This window comes from Kitasatospora sp. NPDC004614 (genome assembly GCF_042873675.1).
Lineage (GTDB): Bacteria > Actinomycetota > Actinomycetes > Streptomycetales > Streptomycetaceae > Kitasatospora.
Genome location: NZ_JBIALR010000016.1, coordinates 48,421 through 70,068, shown reverse-complemented (window position 1 = coordinate 70,068; position 21,648 = coordinate 48,421). Strand labels below are relative to the sequence as shown.

General features: G+C 74.3%; 19 protein-coding genes. 14 read left to right on the top strand and 5 right to left on the bottom strand.

Features of this window, described 5'->3' with window-relative positions:
• Positions 1 to 109 precede the first annotated feature (109 nt).
• The 4 genes from ACFYST_RS27585 to ACFYST_RS27570 all read left to right on the top strand — a co-directional run bounded on the left by ACFYST_RS27585 (position 110) and on the right by ACFYST_RS27570 (position 5,121).
• Positions 110 to 1,816, top strand: coding sequence for a fatty acyl-AMP ligase (locus ACFYST_RS27585; RefSeq protein ID WP_387866172.1), 1,707 nt, complete (start codon positions 110 to 112; stop codon positions 1,814 to 1,816).
• Positions 1,813 to 3,564: an acyl-CoA dehydrogenase gene (locus tag ACFYST_RS27580; protein ID WP_387866169.1), complete on the top strand. Its 1,752-nt coding sequence runs from the start codon at positions 1,813 to 1,815 to the stop codon at positions 3,562 to 3,564. Before ACFYST_RS27585 ends, ACFYST_RS27580 begins: the two co-directional genes overlap by 4 nt.
• On the top strand, positions 3,561 to 4,406 hold the full coding sequence (locus ACFYST_RS27575; RefSeq protein WP_387637042.1) for a 4'-phosphopantetheinyl transferase family protein: 846 nt from the start codon (positions 3,561 to 3,563) through the stop codon (positions 4,404 to 4,406). The genes ACFYST_RS27580 and ACFYST_RS27575 overlap by 4 nt, the downstream gene beginning before the upstream one ends.
• Before the next feature lie 109 nt (positions 4,407 to 4,515).
• Positions 4,516 to 5,121: a DNA-binding response regulator gene (locus ACFYST_RS27570; protein WP_387866166.1), complete on the top strand. Its 606-nt coding sequence runs from the start codon at positions 4,516 to 4,518 to the stop codon at positions 5,119 to 5,121.
• A gap of 22 nt (positions 5,122 to 5,143) precedes the next feature.
• Here the strand turns inward: ACFYST_RS27570 and ACFYST_RS27565 are convergent, their stop codons facing one another.
• The 4 genes from ACFYST_RS27565 to ACFYST_RS27550 all read right to left on the bottom strand — a co-directional run bounded on the left by ACFYST_RS27565 (position 5,144) and on the right by ACFYST_RS27550 (position 10,363).
• Positions 5,144 to 6,367 carry a sensor histidine kinase gene (locus tag ACFYST_RS27565; RefSeq protein WP_387866164.1) on the bottom strand — a complete coding sequence of 408 codons (1,224 nt, stop codon included), beginning with the start codon at positions 6,365 to 6,367 and terminating at the stop codon, positions 5,144 to 5,146.
• 63 nt (positions 6,368 to 6,430) lie between these two features.
• Positions 6,431 to 7,891, bottom strand: coding sequence for a SagB family peptide dehydrogenase (locus ACFYST_RS27560; RefSeq protein WP_387866162.1), 1,461 nt, complete (start codon positions 7,889 to 7,891; stop codon positions 6,431 to 6,433).
• A gap of 31 nt (positions 7,892 to 7,922) precedes the next feature.
• Positions 7,923 to 10,196 (bottom strand): TOMM precursor leader peptide-binding protein, encoded by a 2,274-nt coding sequence (locus tag ACFYST_RS27555; protein ID WP_387866160.1) that lies wholly within the window; start codon positions 10,194 to 10,196, stop codon positions 7,923 to 7,925.
• A complete protein-coding gene (locus tag ACFYST_RS27550) occupies positions 10,193 to 10,363 on the bottom strand; it encodes a hypothetical protein (RefSeq protein WP_387637028.1) in 171 nt (56 codons plus the stop codon). The genes ACFYST_RS27555 and ACFYST_RS27550 overlap by 4 nt, the downstream gene beginning before the upstream one ends.
• Positions 10,364 to 10,642: 279 nt before the next feature.
• Here ACFYST_RS27550 and ACFYST_RS27545 point away from each other — a divergent pair, with 279 nt between their 5' ends.
• From ACFYST_RS27545 to ACFYST_RS27520, 6 genes are all read left to right on the top strand, one after another.
• On the top strand, positions 10,643 to 11,461 hold the full coding sequence (locus tag ACFYST_RS27545) for a BTAD domain-containing putative transcriptional regulator (RefSeq protein WP_387637026.1): 819 nt from the start codon (positions 10,643 to 10,645) through the stop codon (positions 11,459 to 11,461).
• A gap of 127 nt (positions 11,462 to 11,588) precedes the next feature.
• Positions 11,589 to 12,359: a cyclase family protein gene (locus ACFYST_RS27540; RefSeq protein ID WP_387638824.1), complete on the top strand. Its 771-nt coding sequence runs from the start codon at positions 11,589 to 11,591 to the stop codon at positions 12,357 to 12,359.
• Positions 12,356 to 13,117, top strand: a complete 762-nt coding sequence (locus ACFYST_RS27535) for a thioesterase II family protein (RefSeq protein ID WP_387637024.1) — start codon at positions 12,356 to 12,358, stop codon at positions 13,115 to 13,117. The genes ACFYST_RS27540 and ACFYST_RS27535 overlap by 4 nt, the downstream gene beginning before the upstream one ends.
• Before the next feature lie 194 nt (positions 13,118 to 13,311).
• Entirely contained in the window at positions 13,312 to 14,580 is a 1,269-nt protein-coding gene (locus ACFYST_RS27530; protein ID WP_387637022.1) for a beta-ketoacyl-[acyl-carrier-protein] synthase family protein, read from the top strand.
• Positions 14,577 to 15,815 (top strand): ketosynthase chain-length factor, encoded by a 1,239-nt coding sequence (locus tag ACFYST_RS27525; RefSeq protein ID WP_387637020.1) that lies wholly within the window; start codon positions 14,577 to 14,579, stop codon positions 15,813 to 15,815. The genes ACFYST_RS27530 and ACFYST_RS27525 overlap by 4 nt, the downstream gene beginning before the upstream one ends.
• 60 nt (positions 15,816 to 15,875) lie before the next feature.
• Positions 15,876 to 16,145 (top strand): acyl carrier protein, encoded by a 270-nt coding sequence (locus ACFYST_RS27520; protein WP_387637018.1) that lies wholly within the window; start codon positions 15,876 to 15,878, stop codon positions 16,143 to 16,145.
• A gap of 223 nt (positions 16,146 to 16,368) precedes the next feature.
• On the opposite strand, the gene ACFYST_RS27515 is transcribed toward ACFYST_RS27520, so the two are convergent.
• Positions 16,369 to 16,809, bottom strand: a complete 441-nt coding sequence (locus ACFYST_RS27515; protein WP_387866158.1) for a nuclear transport factor 2 family protein — start codon at positions 16,807 to 16,809, stop codon at positions 16,369 to 16,371.
• Positions 16,810 to 16,978: 169 nt separating this feature from the next.
• Here ACFYST_RS27515 and ACFYST_RS27510 point away from each other — a divergent pair, with 169 nt between their 5' ends.
• The 4 genes from ACFYST_RS27510 to ACFYST_RS27495 are packed head-to-tail and all read left to right on the top strand — an operon-like array spanning position 16,979 to position 21,647.
• The gene (locus ACFYST_RS27510) at positions 16,979 to 17,761 is read left to right on the top strand and encodes an SDR family NAD(P)-dependent oxidoreductase (protein WP_387866157.1); all 783 of its coding nucleotides are present in this window, start codon (positions 16,979 to 16,981) and stop codon (positions 17,759 to 17,761) included.
• 26 nt (positions 17,762 to 17,787) lie between these two features.
• On the top strand, positions 17,788 to 18,729 hold the full coding sequence (locus tag ACFYST_RS27505) for an aromatase/cyclase (RefSeq protein ID WP_387637012.1): 942 nt from the start codon (positions 17,788 to 17,790) through the stop codon (positions 18,727 to 18,729).
• Positions 18,722 to 20,896: an AMP-binding protein gene (locus ACFYST_RS27500; RefSeq protein ID WP_387866154.1), complete on the top strand. Its 2,175-nt coding sequence runs from the start codon at positions 18,722 to 18,724 to the stop codon at positions 20,894 to 20,896. The genes ACFYST_RS27505 and ACFYST_RS27500 overlap by 8 nt, the downstream gene beginning before the upstream one ends.
• The gene (locus ACFYST_RS27495) at positions 20,889 to 21,647 is read left to right on the top strand and encodes an SDR family oxidoreductase (RefSeq protein ID WP_387866151.1); all 759 of its coding nucleotides are present in this window, start codon (positions 20,889 to 20,891) and stop codon (positions 21,645 to 21,647) included. The genes ACFYST_RS27500 and ACFYST_RS27495 overlap by 8 nt, the downstream gene beginning before the upstream one ends.
• Position 21,648: the final 1 nt, after the last annotated feature.

The following is a 21,648-nucleotide window of genomic DNA, read 5'->3' as shown; positions in this document are numbered from 1 at the left end:
GCCGAGCCGGAGGAGAGCGGGCTTCAAGAGGCGGTTGAGCGGCCCACCGGAGACTGGACGCAGCGCCGCCCGACGAGCGGGCCGGGCGCGGAACCTCCGGAGGTGCGGAATGCGGGAGCCGGCGACTCTGACCGAGGCCCTGGCCGAGCGGTTCGCCCGTGCGGCCGCCGACCCTGCGGTCCTCGAACCGGGCGATCCACACGATCCCGCTCCCGGTGCGCGCTCCGCGAGCTACGGCGAACTCGACCGTCGGGCCCGCGAGTTGGGCCAGTGGCTGACGGAACGCCAGGTGGCCGGCCGGCCGGTGCTGGTGGCGCTGGAGACCGGCGTCGACCTCGCCGTCGCGGTGGTGGCCTGCCTGTACGCGGGCGCCGTCGCGGTGCCCGTCCCGCCGCCGTCGACGTCCGCGGCCGCCGCCGAGCGGACCACCGCGATCGCCCGGGAGACCGGCGCGGCCGTGGTGCTCACCGTCGCCCGGCACGCCGCGGACGTCTCGCGCCGGCTGTCCGACGCGGGGCGCGGCGCGGTGCTCTGCCTGGCCGTCGACACGGCGCTGCCGGCGGCGGACGGGTGGCAGCCGGCCCGGCTCGGCCCGGAGGCGGTCGCGCTGATCCAGTACACCTCCGGCACCACCGCCGCCCCGCGCGGCGTCCAGGTCACCCACGCCAACCTGCTGGCCACCATGCGGGAGATCCAGCAGGCGCTCGGCACCCACGCCGGTTCGCGGATCGGCGGCTGGCTGCCCTGCTACCACGACCTGGGCCTGATCGGGCAGTTGCTGCACCCGCTGTGGCTGGGCGCGACCGCCGTGCTGATGCCGCCCCGGCTGTTCCTGGGCCGTCCGGCGCGCTGGCTGGAGGCGATCGACCGGTACGGCGTGACGGTGGCCGCGGCCCCCGACTCGGCGTACGCCCGGTGCGCCGCCGAGGTCACCGACGCGGAACTCGCCGGACTCGACCTGTCGCGCTGGGAGACCGCCGTGAACGCCGCCGAGCCGGTGTCCGCCGCCACCGTGGAGGCGTTCGCCGGGCGGTTCGCCGCGGCCGGGCTGCGGCCCGGGGCGATGGTCGCCGGGTACGGGCTGGCCGAGGCCACCCTGCTGGTCAGCACCACCGGCGGCGGCCCGGTCGCGGTCCGGACCGGGCTGCCGGTGGGCGCGGGCGACGGCCGGCGGGTGGTCAGCTGCGGCCGTCCGCGCGGTGGCGAGGTGCGGATCGTCGACCCGGCTTCCCGGGCCGAGTTGCCCGACGGCGCCGAGGGCGAGGTGTGGGTGCGCGGGGCGGCCGTCGCCGCCGGCTACTGGCAGCGGCCGCTGGAGACCGCCGAGGTGTTCGGCGCCGTCACCGCCGACGGCGCCCGCGGCTTCCTGCGCACCGGTGACCTCGGCGTCCTCAGCGACGGCGAGCTGTACCTGACCGGACGGCTCAAGGACACCGTGGTGGTGGCCGGGCAGAGCGTCCACCCCCAGGAGATGGAACGCCGCCTGATCGACTGCGGCGAACGCCTGGCCTCCGCCGTGGTGTTCGGCGCCGACCAGCCCGACCGGCTGGTCGTCGTCCAGGAGGTCCGGCACCCCGGCCGCGACCAGGCCGCGCTGGCGGCGCTGGCCGCGCGGGTGCGCGGCTGCCTGGCCGACGAGTTCGGCGCCCGGCCGGCCGGCGTGCTGCTGGTCCGCCCCGGCTCGGTGCGCCGCACCACCAGCGGCAAGGTCCGGCGCTCGACGATGCGGCAACTGTTCCTGCGCGGAGACCTGCGACCGGTGTACGCCGAACTCGACGAGACGCTGCCGGCGCCGCCCCGGGAGGTGGTCCGGTGAACGTGATCGAGCAGCAGGACGAGTGGGCCGAACTCGCCGTCGCCGCGGGCCCGGTGGGCGTCACCGAGCAACGGGTCCGGGAGCGCGTCGCGGAGTGGGAGCGGCGGCTCGGGGATCCCGACGACCCGGAGAATCCGGCCGGGTTCCGGGCGCTGCTGGCCGCCGACGAGCGGGCCGAGCCCGCCGAGGGCGCGGTGGCCGTGCTGCACGAGGGCGGGTTCGGGGCCGAGCTGGTGCCGGTGGAGCTCGGCGGGCGCTTCGAGCGGGCCGACGTGCTGGCGCGGGTGCTGCGGCCGGTGTTCCGGCGGGACGTCTCGCTGGGATTCGGGCACGGGATCACCTCGCTGTTCGCCGCCGCCCCGGTGTGGGCGGCCGGCAGCCCGGGGCAGCGGCGCCGGCTGGCCCGGCTGCTGCTGGACGGGCGGCCGGTGGCGATCGCGCACCACTCGCTGGCGCACGGCAACGCGATGTGGCAGGGGGAGTTCAGGGCCGTCGCGGACGGCGACGGGTACCTGCTGCGCGGGCGCAAGGACGTGGTGATCAACGCCGACCGGGCCGGTGCGGTGGTGGTGTACGCCCGCACCGGGCAGCAGGGCGGCAGTCACTCGGTGCTGCTGGTGGACCCGGCGGAGGCCGGCGGCGCGCTGACGGTGCTGCCGCGGCGGATCAGTACGGGCCTGCGCGGATGCCGGTTCGCGGGGCTGGAGTTCACCGACCTCCCGGTGCCCGAGGACGCGCGGGTCGGACCGGACGGCGAAGGCGTCCGGCTGGCGCTGCGCACCTTCCAGCTGAACCGGACGCTGATCCCGGCGGTGGTGGTCGCCGCCGCCGACACGGTGCTGCGGGCCGCCGCCCGGGCGGCCAGCGGGCCGCGCCACCGGGCGCTGCTGGCAGGGGTGTTCGCCGATCTGCTGGTGTGCGACGCGATGGCCACCGCCGTGCTGCGGGCCCTGCACCTGCTGCCGGACAGCGCCCACCTGGGTGCGGCGGCCGTGAAGTACCTGGTGCCCGACCTGCTGCAGGAGGACGTGGAGGAGCTGTCCACGGTGCTCGGCGCGGCCGGGTACGACCGGGCGGGCGGGCCCGGCAGCCTGCAGAAGCTGCTGCGGGACCTGCCGGCGGCGAGCCTCGGGCACGTCGGGACGGCCGCCTGCCAGGCCGTGCTGATCCCGCAACTGCCGCTGCTGGCCCGGGAGTCCTGGCTGCGGGCGGACGAGCCGCCGGCCGCGCTGTACGCCTGGGAGGAGCCGCTGCCGCCGCTCGACCTGGGCGGGCTCGGGGTGGCCGGCGGCACCGACTTCCTGGCGGCCACGCTGACGGGCGCGGCGGCCCGGCTGCGCGCCCGCCCGCCCGCGGGGCCGGACGGGGCGGCCCTGGCCGAACTGGCCGGGGTGCTGGCCGAGGAGCTGTCGGCGGTGCGGGAACGGGCGCTGGCGCTGCCCGCGGACAGCGCCGCCGCCCTGGCCAGCCCGTCCTGGTGCGCGCTGGTGGAGCGGTACGCGCTGCTGGCGGCGGCGGGGTCGGCGCTCGGCGGCTGGGAGGCCCGGCGGGGCGGGGGCGGTTTCCCGGCCGACCCGGCGTGGCCGGCGCTGGCGCTGTCCCGGCTGGCCCGCCGGCTCGGCCTGCCGGTTCCGCCGCCGTCCGCGGACTGCGTGCGGCGGGTGCACGACGAGGTGCTGGAGCGGGTGGCCGGCGGGCGCTCCCTGGACCTGTACGACACGCCGCCGGCCGGAGGAGGGGCGCAGTGACGAGCTATCAGGAGGCGGTGAACGCGCCACTGCTGATGCCCGGGCCGGGCGCCAAGTGGCTGCAGGTGCGGCAGGCGATGGCCTGGCACGGGCACGCGGTGGTGTACGCCTACACCGAGCAGTGGCAGGACGCGGTGCTGGCCGAGCCGGACCTGCGGCAGTTCCTCGGCAACCGCGACTGGCAGCGGCTCAGTTCGCTGGAGCAGGTCCGCACCCGGGAGCGGTTTGCGGCGTCCCGGCTGCTCGTCAGGTACGCGGCGGGGGCCGCGTTGCAGGTGCCGCCGGACGCGGTGGAGCTGGGCTACAAGCCCGGCGGCCGGCCGTACCTGCGGGGCTGCGACCAGATCGACGTCAGCATCAGCCACACCCGGGACCTGATCGTGGTGGGGCTGAGCCGGCGCGGCCGGATCGGGGTGGACACCGAACTGGCCGACCGCAAGGTCCGCTACCAGGACATGCGGCGCCTGCTGTGCACGCCCGCCGAGCGGGGCTGGCTGGGCGGGCTGCCGGCGCGGCGGCAGGAGAAGCAGCTGCTGCGGCTGTGGACGCTGAAGGAGGCGTACACGAAGGCGCTCGGGCAGGGCATGCGGCTGGGCTTCACCGAGTTCGGGTTCGCCGAGTTCGGTTCCGGCCCGGGGACGGCCCTGCACACCCCGGACGGTGCGGCGGCCGGGTTCGGCGAGTGGACGTTCGGTACGTATGCCCTCAAACGCGGCTACCTGGTGAGCATCGCCTGTCACGACGCCGGGCATCAGGCGGTGGCGGACACCGCGGTCTCCACCATGCTCGACGGCGGCTTCCTCGCGGAGGTGGTGAACCTGTTGAAGGCCGGTGCCCGGTAGCCGCGGACCCTGAAAATCCGTTTGCCCCAGAAGATCACAAGCTGCGCTGAGATCGTTATTGTTCAGCCTGATCGTGTGTCAAGTCTGTGGAAATAACGGGGGCAAGCCAATGATTCGCGTGCTGTTGGCGGAGGACATGCAGGTGCTGCGCAGAGCCCTGGTCGCGCTACTACAGCTGGAACCCGACCTGGACGTGGTGGCGGAGACCGGGTCCGGAGCGGAGGTGGTGACCCGGGCGAAAGAGAGCGCGCCGGACGTCGCCGTGCTCGACATCGACCTGCCGGGAATGGACGGCATCACCGCGGCCGGAGAACTGGCCAGGGAAGTGCCGGCCTGCCGGACGCTGATCCTCACCAGTCTCGGCCGGCCCGGCAATCTGCGCCGGGCCATGGCCGCGCACGTCGCCGGGTTCCTGCTGAAGGACATCGAACCGGGCCAACTGGCCGCCGCCATCCGGACGGTGGCGGCCGGCGGGCGGGCGATCGACCCGGCGCTGGCGGTCGCCGCGCTCGACTCCGAGCCCTCGCCGCTCACCTGCCGCGAGCTGGAGGTGCTCCGGCTCGCCGCGGACGGCATGGAGGCCGGGCAGATCGCCGCCCGGCTGTTCCTGTCCGCCGGGACCGTCCGCAACTATCTGACCACCGTGGTCGGCAAGTTGAACGCCCGCAACCGGGTGGACGCGATCCGGATCGCCCGGGACGCCGGCTGGCTCTGACGGTTCGCCGGAACGCGCCCGCTCAGGCCGCCTGGGCGGGCGCGTTCCGGCGGCCGGTGCCGCCGGAGCCCGACAGCGCCAGCGTCGCCGCGTCCAGGTCGATCGCGGCCTCCACCACGAACCAGCCGGTGCCGTGCGGGCCCGCGGTCAGCGTGCCGCCGAGCTCGCGCGCCCGAGTGGTGAGGTTGCCGATGCCGCTGCCGCCGCCGGTGTCCCGCACCAGCGGCGGCTGCCCGGGCACGGTGCGCCCGACGCCGTCGTTGGCCAGCCGGAACCGGACGATCCGGCCCTCGCGGACCGCCGAGATCTCGCACTGCTCGACCTTGCTGTGCCGCAGCATGTTGGTCAGTCCCTCGCGCAGCACCGTCGCCAGCACCGTCTCGACCTGCTGCGGCAGCAGCCCGAAGTCCAGCCGGGCGGTGCAGCGCACCCCGAGCGTGGCCAGCATCGCCTTGGCGCTCTCCACCTCCGCGCTGAGCGACATCTCCCGGTAGCCGCGGGCCACCGCCCGGACGTCCGATAGGGCTTGACGGGCCGTCTGCAGAATCTCCGTCAACTCCTGCTGTGCCAGCTCGTGCTGGCCTGGCACCAGCCGGTACGCGAGTTCACACTTGAGGGTGATCGCGGAGAGGCTGTAGCCGAGCAGGTCGTGCAGGTCGCGGGCGAACCGCAGACGCTCCTGCGCCACCGCCAGGTTGGCGAGTTCGGCGCGCGAGCGGTGCACCTCGATCACCAGGTCGGTCAGGCGGGACAGTCCGAAGATCACCAGGCCGTTGGTGACCGTGGCGACCGAGATGTAGAAGGTCTCACCGACCGGGTCACCCATCAGCAGCATCAGCACGTTGCTGCCCACCACCACGCCGACGAACCCGGGCCAGGCCACCACCGGCCGCAACAGCAGCAGCATCGATCCGGCCAGGAAGCTCGGGATGCCGATCCACAGCGGGCCCAGCCAGCAGAACGGCACGTAGGTGATCACCGCCTGCACGGCCAGCGTCACCGGCCAGCGCCTGGCCAGCGAGGGGACCAACCGCGGGAAGGAATGCACCAGTTGGATGCCCAGCAGCAGCGCCAGCAGGACCAGCGTGCCGGACAGCAGCAGGCCGCTGGGGTGCAGTGCGAGGACGTAACTGGTCGCCACTCCGGTGTAGCCGAGGAACACCAGGGCGGTGATCGTCACCGCGGCCTTCGGTGCCAGCTGGTTGCCGCCCGGGTCGGGTTTCGGCCATGAAGCCTCATCGTTCACGATTTCCCCCTCGGACTCGTACGTTTCCCGCTTGCCGCTGCTCCCGGATCGTACGGGACATGCCTAGCCCAGGTCTGCTGCCGGCGGGCTCGTACCGACCACGAACTCTCCGACGCTCGACTCGACGGCCCAGTCCAGTCCGAAGGCGCGGGCGGCGGTGTCCGAGTTGCCGGAGGCGAGCGCGCACGGGGCCAGGCCCATCGCGGTCGACACCAGGTAGAGGTTCTGCATCAGCACGCCGACGTCCTTCATCAGGCTGGTGTAGGCGATGCCGCTGAAGGCCTGGGTGGCGCGCCGGAACCGGGCGGTGATCACCAGCAGCAGCGGCGGCGGCCTGTCGGCGGCCAGCGTGGCCTGGGCGGCCTCCCGCAGCTCGGCGGTCTCGGCGGCGGGCGCGTCCAGCGGCTCCAGCAGGTGGCCGAGCGGGTCGTAGTGGTAGACGCCGGGCGGCAGTTCGGTGTCCGGGCCGGCCACCAGGTACAGCTCCAGGGCGTACACCGAGCCCATGCTCGGGTACGGCCGCCGGTCCCGGTCGGCGCCCTCGCGGATCCGGCAGGCCCGGAACAGCAGTTCGCCGATCTGACGGGTGCTCAGCGGTGCCGGGCCGTACCGGCGCAGCGAGCGGCGGCGCTCCAGCACCGAGCTGAACGGCTCGTCGGAGGTGCGCAGTTCGCCGAGGTCGGGGCGGGGCAGCGGGACGGCGGTGCGGGCGCCGAGCGGCTTGACGGCCGGCTCGGCGGGCATCCGGCCCAGGTGGGCGAAGGTCGCGCCGAACGGGCCGTCGCTGCGGCCGAGCCGGCTGCGGGCGTGCACCATCATGTCGTCGGCGGACCAGCCGGCCAGCGTCGGGTCGTCGTCCTCGGCGTACCGGGGCGCGTCGGCGCCGACGGCGGGGTGCTCGGCGGCGACCGCGATCCGGGAGGCCAGCAGGTAGCCGATCGCGGCCTCGGTCACCTCCTGGTCGAGCTGCAGGCCCACCGGCCGGTCGCCGCCGGACAGCAGGCCCAGCAGCTGCACCATCTCGGGGCGGTGCAGCTGCACCCGGTGGTGGGCGAGCGGCGACTCCAGGCGCAGCCCGCCCTCGGCCCAGCGCAGCACCGCGAACCGGGACAGCCGGCACGGCCGGTCCTCGGGCACCGGCTGCGGGACGAACCAGGTGTCGCGGGCCAGCGGGACGACGCTCAGCAGCGGGGTGCCGCCGAGCGCCAGGGTGCGCACCAGGCAGTGGCGGATCCGGCGCAGCCCGCGCAGCAGCGCGGCCACCTCGGGGGAGTGGGCCTCGGGCCGGTCGAGGTCCTCCAGGCCGGGGAAGCCCGGCAGCACGTTGCTCAGTGACACCGGGCCGAGCGTCATCCGCTCCAGTGCGGTCCGCAGCACCGGGTCGGGGTTCTCGAAGTGCACCGGCCCCCAGCGGGTCTGGACGGTGAGGGTGCCGTCCGGCCCGTCGTCCGGGTCGACCAGGGTGTCCTCGCGCAGCGACCACAGCTCGTTGAGCTGCGGGGCGGCCAGGCATTCGATACGCATCAGTCATCCAGCACGGTGAGCGGGGCGCTGTTCAGACGAACAGCGGTACGGGGTTGAGCAGGTGGTACGGGGTGGGCGCGGTGAGGCGGCCCAGTCGCACCGGCACGTCGAACAGGCGGCCGGGGGCGAACCGGTTCCAGTGCGGGCGCAGGCCCGGCACCACGACCTTGGCGACCGGCAGGCCGGCCTCCGGGCGGGTCTGGTCGAGCACCAGCAGTTCCATTCCGGCCCGGCGGACCAGCTGCTCGGCGGCCGTGACGTCGTCGCGCAGGTCGTCGTGCGGGCCGAATACCGAGGAGCGGCCCTGGGCCGGGCGGGCCGGGTCGGGCAGCAGGTACGGGAGTTCGGCGACCTTCGCGGTGCGCATCCAGTCCATCGCCTGCGGGTCGGTGAAGCCGTAGCCGGTGCCGTCGGCGCGGGCGTCCACCACGTTCGGCAGCAGCTGGTTGACCTCGGCGAGGGCGCGGCGCAGGGCGATCGCCGGGTCCAGGTGGGCGCCGAAGCCGGGCATGATGTCCTCGGCCGGCTTGTCGGTGCGGCGGGAGAACGCCGCGACCACCGGGATGCCCAGGTCGGAGGTCAGCTCGATCGCCCACACCTCGCGGTGCAGCGAGGCGTGCAGGTCGCGCAGCCGGGCGACCCACGGGTCGGGGCAGGCGTCCAGGTCGATGCCGGGCTGCGCGGTGCGGTTGTACCACCACAGCGCGATGGCGTCGCGTTCCACCAGTTCCAGGAAGCCCTGCAGGACGGCGTCCTCCAGGGTGCCGCCGGCCGCCGCGCCGTTGGAGTTGGCCAGGCAGTAGCGGCGGCCGCGCTGCTGCGGGGCGTTGTAGTAGAGGAGTGCGGCGGGCATCAGCTTCTGCCGCTGCTCGGTCAGCGACCACACCGGCAGCCAGTCGATCGGGTCGTTCTCGTCGAACGGGTCGGCGATCTGGTGGAAGGCGCCCGCCCGGGCGTTCCACTCCTCGCGGCCGGCGAACTGCCGCGGGTCGAACAGCTGGACGGTGTCGGGGTGGACGGCGTCCGCCGCCAGCTCCCGGTAGCGGCCGCGGACGATCGGCTCGCCGCCCTGCAGGTGGCCGGAGTGCCGCTCCAGCGACTCGGCGAGCGCGCCGACCTCGGCCTGCAGGGCGGTCTGCCCCTTGCCGGAGGCGTTGGCGCGCAGCCCGGCGCGGACCGAGGCCAGGCCGGCGGCGCCGCCCACCGGGTTCAGCCCGGCGTGGAAGCAGTTCAGCTCGGCGGGTCCGCGCGGGTCGCGGCGGATCTCCTTGACCAGGCCGGTCAGCGGATCGACGTGGTGGCCGTAGCGCTCCATCATCTGTTCCAGCGTCAGCGCCCGGTGCCCGCCGCCGTCGGTCTGCGCCTTGGGCCGCGAACGCAGCACCACGGGTGCGTTGATGCGTGCGGCGACCAGTCCGGGGTCGCCGCACTGCGGGCACTCCGGGCGGCGGGTGACGGGGTGCCGGCGGCCGTCCAGGGTGAGCGAGTCCAGCGTCCACAGCTGCCGCTGGCCCGGATACCGGTGGCCGGCCAGCCACTTGGTGGCCTCCAGCGCGGACAGTTGCAGCGCCGCGGTGCGGGCCGCGGGCAGCGAGCAGGCGCGGCGCGGGGCCGGGCCGGTGCGCTCCAGGGCGCGCTGGACGTGCGCCTCGACCTGCCGGCCGCACCACAGCCGGTCGGCCAGGCAGCTCCAGCACGCCCCGTCGGGCCCGAAGAACGGGCCGATCCAGGACTCCACGCCGTTCGCCCGGACCGGCAGCCAGGGCCGGCCGGCAGCCCGGTGCGCGGCGTCGATCGCGCCGAGCGCCGGGTCCAGGTAGTCCTCGCAGAGCACCACCGTCAGGTCGGCGCGGAGGCCTTCGGTGACGGTGTGCAGGCCCGCGGCGTCCAGCGCGCCGCGCAGCTCGGGCCGGTCGGCGCCGTCCGGGCCGATCGCCCGTACGGTGGCCGCGCCGAGCCGCTCGCCCGCCGCGAGTTCGTCCTGCCCGGCGGCCGACCAGTAGCCGTGCTGGGCGGTGGCCGGCCCGGCCGGGCGTTCGGACACCAGCCCGGCCCGGCGCAGTTTGGCGACCAGAGCGGCGGTCTGCTCCGCGCCGAGCTGACCGGCGGTCTCCCGCTGGAGGTCGTGCAGACTCCTCGTCCCGTCCAACAGCGGTGCCAGCCGGGCGATCTGCGCTCCGTGCAGCGCGGTGACCTGCTGGTCCGAGATCAGGTAGACCGCCTCGCCGGGAACCTGCTGCACGCTCAGGTGCGGCCGGAAGGCGAGGAACGGGCCGGGGCCGGCCGGGTCGAGGAGGTCGCTCACGCCAGGCGTCCGGAGGTGGCCTCGGCCGGGGCGGTCAGGTAGGCGTCGGCGGCGCGGCAGAAGCAGAAGATGCCGGGGCCGGTCGGCCGGGCGGCGGAGGAGTGCTGGCTCAGATCCTCGATGAAGAGGTCGTCGTCCTGACCGATGACACTGGCGTGGGGGCCCATGGTCTCTCCCGTGGTCGAGTTCGAGTCGCTGTTCGCTCGATGTGACCAGAAGTCTCCTGGCGGCGGCCCGGTGGCAGCCAGTGCCAGCCTCACGAGCCGGATGTGAAGGATTCACGTCCGCCGGGTGCCGAAACGCATGCCCCGCTCGGGAGCCTGGCACTGGCCGCCGCGGAGCCGGCCGAGGGAGCCTGATGACGGCAGCGGAACCGCTCCGGTCCCGCATCCCCCACGGCGCGTCCCGGCAGTCGCCGGACGGGCCAATCCACGGGAGGAACCCTCATGGACATCAGAGTGCTCGGCCCGCTGAGCGCCGAGACGCGGCGCAGCTCCATCGTGCCGAGCGCCGGCAAGCCCCGGCAGATCCTCGCGCTGCTCGCGCTGTACGCCAACCAGGTCGTCCCGGTGCCGACCCTGCTGGAGGAGCTGTGGGGCATGGACGCCCCGCGCAGCGCCCTCACCACCCTCCAGACGTACATCCTCCACCTGCGCCGGCTGCTCGGTCAGGCGCTCGGCCCGGACGCCCCCTGCGGGGCCAAGGACATCCTGGTCACCCGGCACGGCGGCTACCTGCTGGAGGTCCAGCCCGGCGCCGTCGACGTGCACGAGTACGACCGGCTCGCCGAACTCGGCCGGGACACCACCGACGCCGGCGACGACGAGACCGCCGCCGAGATCTACCGCGAGGCGCTGGCGCTGTGGCGCGGCCCCGCACTGGTGGACGTCAAGGTCGGGCCGATCCTGGACATCGAACTGGCCCGGCTGGAGGAGAGCCGGCTGCGGGTGCTGGAGCGCCGCATCGAGGCCGACCTGCGGCTCGACCGGCACGCCGACCTGGTCGCCGAACTCACCGGACTGACGGTCCGTCACCCTCTGCACGAGGGGCTGCACGCCCAGGCCATGGTCGCGCTGTACCGGTCCGGCCGGCAGTGGCAGGCGCTGGAGGTCTACCAGGGGCTGCGGGGGCGCCTGGTGGAGGAACTCGGCCTGGAACCGTCGCCGCGGGTGCGCAAGCTCCAGCAGGCGATGCTGGCCGCCGACCCAGCCCTCGACGGACGGTCCGGCCGCCGCACCCCGGTCCTCGACCTGTTCGCCGCCTGACGGCCCGGCGGCCCCAGCGCCGCCCTGCCCCGCCTCGAACGAGGTTCGAGGCGGCGACCGCACAGTGCTCCCACGCGTTCCGCCGCCCACCTGGCGCGGAACCCCGCACCCGACCGTGGGGGAGAACTTGCGGATCATCGACCTGTCGTCACCGGTGGACGCGGCCGGCTGGGAGCCGGACCCGATCGTCCACGAGATCATGACGCCCGCCGAGGGCGCCCGTCACATGGCCGACGAGATGCGCCTGCACTTCGGCCTCGACTTCGACCCGGCCGACCTGCCCGGCGGTGAGCTGCTGTCCCTGGACACACTCACCCTCACCAGCCACACCGGCACCCACGTCGACGCGCCGTCGCACTACGGCTCGGTCGGCGACTACGGGACGCCCCGCCACATCGACGCCATGCCGTTGGACTGGTTCCTGCGGCCGGCCCTGGTGCTCGACGTCTCCGACGTCGGGATCGGGGTGATCGGCGTCGAACGGATCGAGAAGGCCTTCGCCGAACTCGGCCACCGGCCCGCGCCGATGGACATCGTGCTGCTGTACACCGGCGCCTCGAGGCACGCCGGTACCCCGCGGTACTTCACCGATTTCGCCGGACTCGACGGCCCGGCCACCGACCACCTGCTCGACCTCGGGGTTCGGGTGATCGGCACCGACGCCTGGAGCCTGGACGCCCCGTTCGGGCACATGATCCGCAGCTACCAGGAGACCGGCGACAAGTCCGTACTGTGGCCCGCCCACTTCGCCGGGCGGCGCCGCGAGTACTGCCAGGTCGAACGGCTCACCAACCTGGACCAGCTGCCCGGACACGGCTTCACCGTCTCCTGCTTCCCGGTCAAGATCGCCGGCGCCGGAGCGGGCTGGACCCGCGCCGTCGCCCTGGTCGAGGAGTGAGCGGCACCCCGCCACCCCGGCTGATCTGCTTCCACCACGCCGGGGCCGGGATCTCCGCCTTCGCCCGCTGGCAGTCCGTCATCGGCCCCTCCGCCGACGTGGTGCCGCTGCTGCTGCCCGGGCGCGGCCCGCGGATCAGGGAACGGCGGATCACCGACCCCGACCGGCTGATCGCCGAACTCGACTCCCTGATCGAACCGTTGCTCGACCGCCCGTTCGCCCTCTACGGCCACAGCCTGGGCGGACTGGTCGCACACGCCTGGGCCGCCGCACGCCAACGCTCCGGCGGCCCGCAACCCGAACTGGTCGCGCTCGGCGCCGTCCTGCCCCCGCACCTGCGCTCGCCGGTGCTCGCCGCCGCCGCCCTGCCCGACCCCGAACTGCTGCGCCGGCTGGTCGGATACGGAGTACTGCCGCCCGGCGCCGTCGAGGAGGACGAGGCGACCGGACTGTGGCGGCGCCGGGTGCTGCCCGCGCTCCGCGACGACCTGTACCTGGGCCGGGCGATCTGCGAACGCGGCGGCGAGCCGCTGCACACCCGGGTGCTGGCGGTGGCCGGCGAGGGCGACCCGATCGCCCCGCTGTCCGGGGTCTCGCAGTGGGCCCGGTACGCGCCGGGCGGCTTCGAGCTGCGCACCGTCCCCGGCGGCCACTTCTTCGTCCGGGAACGGGCCGCGCCGCGGCTGCTCGCCGAGCAACTCGACGGCCCGCGGGCCGGGTCGCGAGCGTTGCCCCGCCCGGCGTCGAGCGCGGCTTGAGGACGCCGCCGCAGGCTACCGGCGAACGCGGCGCGACCGCGGACGGCGACGCAGGCTACCGGCGAACGCGGCGCGACCGCGGACGGCGACGCAGGCCACCGGCGAACGCGGCGCGACCGCGGAACCACGAGCGGCGAAACCGCAGAACCACAAGAGGAAGGAACGGCGTTGAACACGACTAAGGGGAGGCGGCCATGAGCCGGCGAGTGGTCATCACCGGGATCGGCGTGGTCGCCCCCGGCGGGGTCGGCAGCAAGGAATTCTGGTCGCTGCTCACCGACGGCCGGACCGCGACCAGGGCGATCTCGCTCTTCGACGCCTCTTCGTTCCGCTCGCGGATCGCCGCCGAGGCCGACTTCGACCCGGTCGCCGCCGGGCTGAGCCCGCAGGAGATCCGCCGGATGGACCGGGCGGCCCAGTTCGCCGTGGTCAGCGCCCGCGAAGCGGTCGCCGACAGCGGACTCGACCTGGCCGCGCTCGACCCGTTCCGCACCGGCGTCACCGTCGGCAGCGCGGTCGGCGCCACCATGGGCCTGGACACCGAGTACAACGTGGTCAGCGACGGCGGCCGCGGCTGGCTGGTCGACCACCGCTACGCCGTCCCGCACCTGTTCGACTACTTCGTGCCCAGCTCGTTCGCCGCCGAGGTCGCCTGGAGCGTCGGCGCGCAGGGCCCCGCCGGAGTCGTCTCCACCGGCTGCACCTCCGGCCTGGACGCCGTCGGCCACGCCGTCGAACTCATCCGCGAAGGCAGCGCCGACGTGATGATCGCCGGCGCCACCGAGGCCCCCATCTCGCCGATCTCGGTCGCCTGCTTCGACGCCATCAAGGCCACCTCCCCGCGCAACGACGACCCCGAGCACGCCTCCCGGCCGTTCGACCGCACCCGCAACGGCTTCGTGCTCGGCGAAGGCTCCGCGATCTTCGTCCTGGAGGAACTCGGCGCCGCCCGCCGCCGCGGCGCCCACATCTACGCCGAGATCGCCGGGTTCGCCACCCGCTCCAACGCGTACCACATGACCGGACTGCGGCCCGACGGCAAGGAGATGGCCGAGTCCATCCGGGTCGCCCTCGACGAGGCCCGGCTGCCCGGCACCGCCGTCGACTACATCAACGCGCACGGCTCCGGCACCAAGCAGAACGACCGCCACGAGACCGCCGCGTTCAAGCGCAGCCTCGGCGACCACGCGTACGCCACCCCCGTCAGCTCCATCAAGTCGATGATCGGTCACTCGCTGGGCGCCATCGGCTCGCTGGAGATCGCCGCCAGCGCCCTCGCCATCGAACACGGCGTCGTGCCCCCCACCGCCAACCTGCACGAACCCGACCCCGAGTGCGACCTCGACTACACCCCCCTCACCGCCCGCGAGCGGAAGATCGACACCGTGCTGAGCGTCGGCAGCGGCTTCGGCGGCTTCCAGAGCGCCATGGTGCTCACCCGACCCGAGCGGAGGACCGCATGAGCAGCGACCTGCTGGAACGTACTGGGACTGCCACGGCCGTGTTCACCGGCATCGGCGTGGCCGCCCCCAACGGCCTCGGCACCGACGCCTGGTGGCAGGCCACCCTCGAAGGCCGCAGCGGCATCCGCCCCGTCCAGCGGTTCGACGCCGCCCAGTACCCGGCCACCCTGGCCGGCGAAGTCCCCGGCTTCGCACCCGCCGAACACATCCCCGGCCGACTGCTCCCGCAGACCGACCACATGACCCGGCTCGCCCTGGTCGCCGCCCAGGAAGCCATCGGCCACGCCGGCCTCGACCTCGAGCAACTCCCCGAATACGCCGCGGGCGTGGTCACCGCCGCCTCCGCCGGCGGCTTCGAATTCGGCCAGCGCGAACTGGAAGCGCTGTGGAGCAGAGGCGGCAAGCACGTCAGCGCGTACCAGTCCTTCGCCTGGTTCTACGCCGTCAACACCGGCCAGATCTCCATCCGGCACGGACTGCGCGGCCCCAGCGGCGTCCTGGTCAGCGAGCAGGCCGGCGGCATCGACGCCGTCGCCCAGGCCCGCCGCCAGCTCCGCAAGGGCAGCCGGGTCATCGTCACCGGCGGCGTCGACGGCTCCATCTGCCCCTGGGGCTGGGCCGCGCAACTCGCCGGCGGCCGGCTCTCCACCGCGACCGACCCCGCCCGCGCCTACCTGCCGTTCTCGCCCGACGCGGCCGGATACGTGGCCGGGGAGGGCGGGGCGATCCTGATCCTCGAGAACGCCGAATCGGCGCGGGAACGCGGCGCCACCGTCTACGGGCAACTCGCCGGATACGCCGCGACCTTCGACCCGCGGCCCGGCAGCGGGCTCGAACCCGGGCTGCGACGCACGATCTTGCTTGCGCTTGCCGAGGCCGGGGTGACCCCCGACCAGGTGGACGTGGTGTTCGCCGACGCCGCCGGCACGACCGAACCCGACCGGCAGGAGGCCGACGCGCTGCGCGCCGTCTTCGGGCCGCGCGGCGTCCCCGTCACCGCCCCCAAGACCATGACCGGACGCCTCTACGCCGGCGGCGGCTCGCTCGACCTGGCCGCCGCGCTGCTCACCCTCCGGGACCAGGTCATCCCACCCACCGTCAACGTCGAACACGTCGCGGACGGCCTCGACCTCGACCTCGTCCTCGGCACGGCCCGACCCGCGACGGTCCGCACCGCCCTCGTCCTCGCCCGCGGCGCCGGCGGCTTCAACTCCGCCGCCGTCGTCACCGCCTGAACCTCCCCCACACCCCGCACCCCACACCCCGCACCGCACACCAGAAAGGCACCACCAGCCATGGCCGAGATGACCCTGACCGAACTCACCGCCCTGCTCCGCGAATGCGCCGGCGAGGACGAGAGCGTCGACCTCGACGGCGACGTCCTCGACACCCCGCTCGACGACCTCGGCTACGACTCGCTGGCGGTCCTCCAGACCACCGGCCGGATCGAGCGCGAGTACAACATCGAACTCGCCGAGGAGACCGTCGCCGAGGCCCACACGCCGCGCCTGCTGCTCCAGTTCATCAACGCCGGCCTCACCGAGAACGCGGCCGTCGCCGCCTGACACCCACCACCCAGGGGCGCGAGCGCCCGCACCCGCCGGAAGGGACCCCCCTCCCCTTCCGCCGGGTGCGGGCCCTCGCGCCCCTTCGCCGTGCCCGGCAGCGAGGCCCGTTCGCGGGTTCGGTGTTTCGGACGATGCGGCCCAGCAGGTGTTCCGTCCCGGGCGTGGCTGTGCCCGCCGGCCGGGGGAGGGGGCGGGCGGGCACAGCGGGGTGGGGGTGGGGTCAGAGGTCGTCGCGGGTGACCTGGCGGTGCTGGACGAGCCAGTGGCCGGATTCGCGGACGAGGAGGTCCTCGCAGAGGGTGCTGACGCGGATGGCGGCCTGGCCGCCCTTGGGGGTTTCGACGACGACGGCGTAGCTGCGGACGGCGGCGGTGTTCTCGTCGCGGGGTTCGACGGTGACCATGCCGAGCCAGTGGCGTCGCTGGATGCCCTTGGCGGCGTACGCGTCGGTCGCGGCCTGGGCGGCGGCGGTGATGGCGGCGCGGCCGGCGGCGGGTTCGGGGTGGGCGTTGGCGGCGAAGACGCCGTCCTCGGTGAAGGTGGCGGCCCATTCGGCGACCCGGCCGCTGTCGAGCAGCTGCATCTGGGACGCGAGGAACTGCTGGACCTGGAAGTACAGCTCGGCGGTGGCGGTGGCGGGCACCTGCTCCGTCGCGGTCATGGGGGAAGTCCTTTCCTGGCCGGTGCGGTCTGTCGCAGCGTCGCCGTCCGGGGTCGTGGGGGCCTCGAACGGAACTGGAGCCGCGGGGTCCGAGCGCGGCTCGATCGGGTGTCGAGACGGCGTCGGCACGCTGTTCGCCGTTGACGAGCGAAGCGAGAGGAGTGCGCCGATGAGCGGCGAGCAGCGGGTGGCTCTGGTGACGGGTGCGACCAGCGGTATCGGTCTGGCGGTGGCCCGCGGTCTGGCGGCGAGCGGTCTGGCGGTGTTCATCTGCGCGCGCAGCGCGGACGCGGTCGAGCTGACCGTGAAGGAGCTGCGGGCGGAGGGCCTGGAGGTGGCCGGCGCGACTGCCGACATCCGTAAGCCCGAGCAGGTGAAGGCGCTGGTGGACGCGGCGCTGGAGCAGTACGGCCGGATCGACGTGCTGGTGAACAACGCCGGGCGCAGCGGCGGCGGGGTGACCGCGCAGATCGCCGACGAGCTCTGGTACGACGTGATCGACACCAACCTGAACAGCGTGTTCCTGACCACCCGTGAGGTGCTGAACCGGGGTGGTCTGCAGGAGCGCGGCTGGGGCCGGGTGATCAACATCGCGTCGACCGGCGGCAAGCAGGGCGTGGTGCTGGGTGCCCCGTACTCGGCGTCGAAGCACGCGGTGGTGGGTTTCACCAAGGCGCTGGGCCTGGAGCTGGCGAAGACCGGTGTCACGGTCAACGCGGTGTGCCCGGGTTACGTGGAGACGCCGATGGCGCAGCGGGTCCGGCAGGGGTACGCGGCCGCGTACGACGCCACCGAGGAGCAGATCCGGGAGCGCTTCCAGGCGAAGATCCCGCTCGGCCGTTACTCGTCGCCGGAGGAGGTGGCCGGCCTGGTCGGCTACCTGGCGACCGACACCGCCGCTTCGATCACCGCGCAGGCGCTGAACGTCTGCGGCGGACTGGGCAACTACTGAGCCGGTCAGGACAAGGAGACAGAGACATGGCCGAGCAGCACCGCACCGTCCACAGCACCACCGTCGCCGCACCCGCCGAGGCGGTGTACGGGATCGTCGCGGACGTCACCACCTGGCCGCTGTACTTCGCGCCGAACGTGCACGTCGAGCACCTGGAGCAGTCCGAGGGCAGTGAGCGGATCCGGATCTGGGCGACCGCGAACGGCGAGGTGAAGACCTGGGTGTCGCGCCGCGAGCTGGACGCCGAGGGATTGAAGGTGACGTTCCGGCAGGAGATCTCGACGCCGCCGGTGGCGTCGATGGGCGGCACCTGGGCGGTCACCGCGATCGATGAGAGCACCTCGCTGCTCGAGCTGCACCACGACTTCACCGCGGTCGACGACCTGCCGGAGAACGTGGAGTGGATCAACGCGGCGCTGGACCGCAACAGCGCGTCCGAGCTGGCCGGGATCAAGCAGATCGCCGAACTGGGCTCCGAGCTGGACGAGTTGGTGTTCAGCTTCGACGACACGGTGCACGTGGCCGGCGCCGGTGCGGACGTCTTCGAGTTCCTCAACCGGGCCGACCTGTGGCCGGAGCGGCTGCCGCACGTCGCCGCGCTGGACCTCCAGGAGGACGTCCCCGGCATCCAGGTGATGTCGATGGACACCAGCACCGCGGACGGCTCGGTGCACACCACCAAGTCGATCCGGGTGGTGTTCGGCGAGGACCGCATCGTCTACAAGCAGATCGCCGTCCCCGCGCTGATGACCGCGCACACCGGCCGCTGGACCATCGTCCAGGTGGACGGCGGCGTGGACGTCACCTCCCGGCACTCCGTCACCCTGAAGCCGTCGGCGATCGAGAAGATCCTCGGCGAGGGCAAGACCGTCGCCGACGCCCGCGAGTACGTGCACCGGGCGCTGTCCACCAACAGCACCACCACGCTGAAGCACGCGATGGCGTTCGCGGAGGCCCGCCGTGTCTGACCGGGCACTGCCCGGCCCCGGGCGGCTGGACTCGCTGCCGGCGCGGGCCGCCGCCGACCACCCCGGGCGGGTCGCCGTCGCGGGTGTCGAGGGCGCCGAGCTGGACTTCGCCACGCTGGACGCCCGGGCCACCGCGGTGGCCCGGGCGCTGGCCGGGCGGCTGGACGGGCCCGGCACCGTCGCGGTCGCCTCCGCGTTGCACCCGGACTTCGCGGTCGCCTACTACGGCGCCGCCCGCGCCGGGCAGGTGGTCGCGGTGGTCAACCCGCTGATCCCGGAGATCGGGGTGCAGCACGTGCTGGCCACCAGCCGGGCCCGGCTGGCGTTCGTGGACGCCGGCCTGCTGCCCAAGCTGAACGCGGTGCGGGCCAACCTGCCGGAGCTGCGCGAGGTCGTGCTGATCGGCGGCGCGGAGGACGGCGAGGCGGAGACGCTGGCCGCGCTGATCGCGGGCGCGCCGGACGGTGACGGCTGGCAGCCGCCCGCCGTCGAGCTGGACGACACCGCCTGCCTGCAGTTCACCAGCGGCACCACCGGCCTGCCGAAGGCCGTCCGGCTCACCCACCGCAACCTCACGGTGAACGCCGCTCAGATCGCCGCCGCGCACCTGCTGGACGCGGACGCGACCACCCTCAACCACCTGCCCACCTACCACCCGATGCACCTCAACTCGGCGGTCGCCGCGGCCGCCACCCAGGTGCTGTGCGCCGACCCCGAGCCGGTGGACGCGGTGCACGCCGCCAACGCCCACGGCGCGACGCACTTCTACAGCCTGCCGGTGCGCCTGGCCCGGCTGGCCGCCGATCCGGCCCTCGACGGGCTCGCTCTGCGCACCGTCACCCGGATCGCCTCCGGTGGCTCCGCGCTGCCCGTGGAGGCCGCGCGTACGCTGACCGAGCGGTTCGGCATCCCGGTGTTCCAGGGTTACGGCCTGGCCGAGACCTCCCCGCTGACCCACAGCGACGACCCCGAGCACCCCGTGCACGGCTCGGTCGGCCGGACCGTGCCGGGCACCGAGTGCCGGGTGGTGGACCTGGACAGCGGCGCCGAACTGGCCGCCGGGCAGACCGGCGAAGTCCAGCTGCGCGGGCCGCAGGTGATGAAGGGCTACCTCGGCGGGCCCGACCTGGCCCCCGGCGAGTGGTTCACCACCGGCGACATCGGCCGGACCGACGAGCAGGGACGGCTGTTCCTGATCGACCGGCTCGGTGACGTCTTCAAGGTCGACAACTTCCTGGTCGCCCCGTCCGAGGTCGAGCAGGTGCTCACCGCGCACCCGCTGGTGCGGGAGGCGGTCGTGGTCGGCCTGCCCGACGGGCAGGGCTACCGGGTGGCCGGCGCCCTGCTGGTGCTCGATGAGCCCGGGCGGCTCGCCGAGGTGCTCGAGCAGGTGGGCGGCGAACTGCCGTACTACCAGCGGCCGGTGCACGCCGAGGCGGTCGGGTCGATCCCTCGCTCGGGCAACGGAAAGATCCAACGACGCGTCCTGGCCGGGCAGTTCGCCGCCCGCCTGGGCCTCGCCGACCCAACGACCGAAGGGAGCCAGGAGATGGCCGCCCCGCAGTTCACCGTCATCAACACCTTCACCCTCAAGGACCCGGCCGGCGGCGACGCCTTCGAGGAGCGCTTCCTGGACCACGTCCAGTGGATGCGCGCCCAGTTCGGGTTCCGCGCGCACCAGGCCGTCCGGGCCGCCGACCGGCCCGAGGTGTACGTCAACTTCGGCTGGTGGGCCACCCCCGGCGACTTCCAGCAGGTACTCGGCAGCGACACCTTCAAGGCGCACGCCGAGGAGTTCCACCGGATCGTGGACGTCCAGGCCGAGCCGTCGATGGGCGTGCTGCGGGTGGACGGCGAGGCCACCGGCGACGGCGCGGTGCTGGTCGTGGAGCGCTTCACCGTCACCGAGGACGCCGACAAGTTCGAGGCCGCGTACGGCAGTTGGATCGAGGCGCTGGCCGGCGGCCTCGGGCACGCCGACCTGGCCAAGGCGCTGATGCGGCCCGGCGGCTACACCGCGCTCACCCGCTGGGCGAGCGAGCAGGCCTGGCAGGCCGCCCGCGAACTGCCCGAGTACGCCGACCTGGCCGCGCTCGCCACCGTCGAGACGCAGCTCGCCGCGCCGGTGGCCGGCACCCGCACCGCCCCGGCGGCCGACGGTGCCTGAGCCGTCCGACCTCGGGCTGTCCGGGAAGACCGCGGTCGTCACCGGGGCGACCCGCGGCGTGGGGCTGGCGGTCGCCCGCCGGCTCTGCGCCGGGGGCGCCCGGGTGGTGCTCAACTACGCGCACTCCGAACAGGACGCCGCCCGGGCCGTCGAGGAGCTCGACGGTCTGGGGGGCGGCGCGCACGCCGTCCGCGCCGACATCACCACCGCGGCGGGCCTGGACCAACTGCTCGGCGAGGTCCGCGACCGGTACGGCCGGCTCGACGTGTTCGTGCACAACGCCGCACCGTGGCGGCCCACCCCCGCCGTCGGCGGGGACGCCGCCGCCGTCACCGCCGCCGTCGGCGCCGCGCTCGACCCGCTGCTGCGCGGCGGCGCCGCGATCGCCGAGCTGATGGGCGGCGGACCGGGCCGGATCGTCGCCGTCTCCAGTTCCGGCGCCCGCTCCGTGGTGCCCCGGTACGTCGCCGCGGGCGTCGCCAAGGCCGCGCTGGAGTCCCTGGTGCGCTACCTGGCGGTCGAACTGGCCGGCCGCGGCATCACCGTCAACGCGGTCTCCACCTCGAAGATCGACAAGGGCCCCGCCACCCCGCAGCCCGAGGTCGCCGCGATGCTCGCCGCCCGCACCCCGGCCGGCCGGCTCACCACCCCCGAGGACCTGGCCGACGTCGTCGCGCTGCTGTGCAGCCCCGAAGCGGCCTGGCTGCACGGCCAGACCGTCACCGCCGACGGCGGCCTCGGACTCCTCTGAA

Coding starts and splice junctions, on each gene's coding strand:
- ACFYST_RS27510 (WP_387866157.1), top strand. CDS start 16,979: ATGAGCGGCGAGCAGCGGGTGGCTCTGGTGACGGGTGCGACCAGCGGT.
- ACFYST_RS27560 (WP_387866162.1), bottom strand. CDS start 7,891: ATGCGTATCGAATGCCTGGCCGCCCCGCAGCTCAACGAGCTGTGGTCG.
- ACFYST_RS27515 (WP_387866158.1), bottom strand. CDS start 16,809: ATGACCGCGACGGAGCAGGTGCCCGCCACCGCCACCGCCGAGCTGTAC.
- ACFYST_RS27525 (WP_387637020.1), top strand. CDS start 14,577: ATGAGCAGCGACCTGCTGGAACGTACTGGGACTGCCACGGCCGTGTTC.
- ACFYST_RS27545 (WP_387637026.1), top strand. CDS start 10,643: ATGGACATCAGAGTGCTCGGCCCGCTGAGCGCCGAGACGCGGCGCAGC.
- ACFYST_RS27550 (WP_387637028.1), bottom strand. CDS start 10,363: ATGGGCCCCCACGCCAGTGTCATCGGTCAGGACGACGACCTCTTCATC.
- ACFYST_RS27505 (WP_387637012.1), top strand. CDS start 17,788: ATGGCCGAGCAGCACCGCACCGTCCACAGCACCACCGTCGCCGCACCC.
- ACFYST_RS27585 (WP_387866172.1), top strand. CDS start 110: ATGCGGGAGCCGGCGACTCTGACCGAGGCCCTGGCCGAGCGGTTCGCC.
- ACFYST_RS27530 (WP_387637022.1), top strand. CDS start 13,312: ATGAGCCGGCGAGTGGTCATCACCGGGATCGGCGTGGTCGCCCCCGGC.
- ACFYST_RS27520 (WP_387637018.1), top strand. CDS start 15,876: ATGGCCGAGATGACCCTGACCGAACTCACCGCCCTGCTCCGCGAATGC.
- ACFYST_RS27570 (WP_387866166.1), top strand. CDS start 4,516: ATGATTCGCGTGCTGTTGGCGGAGGACATGCAGGTGCTGCGCAGAGCC.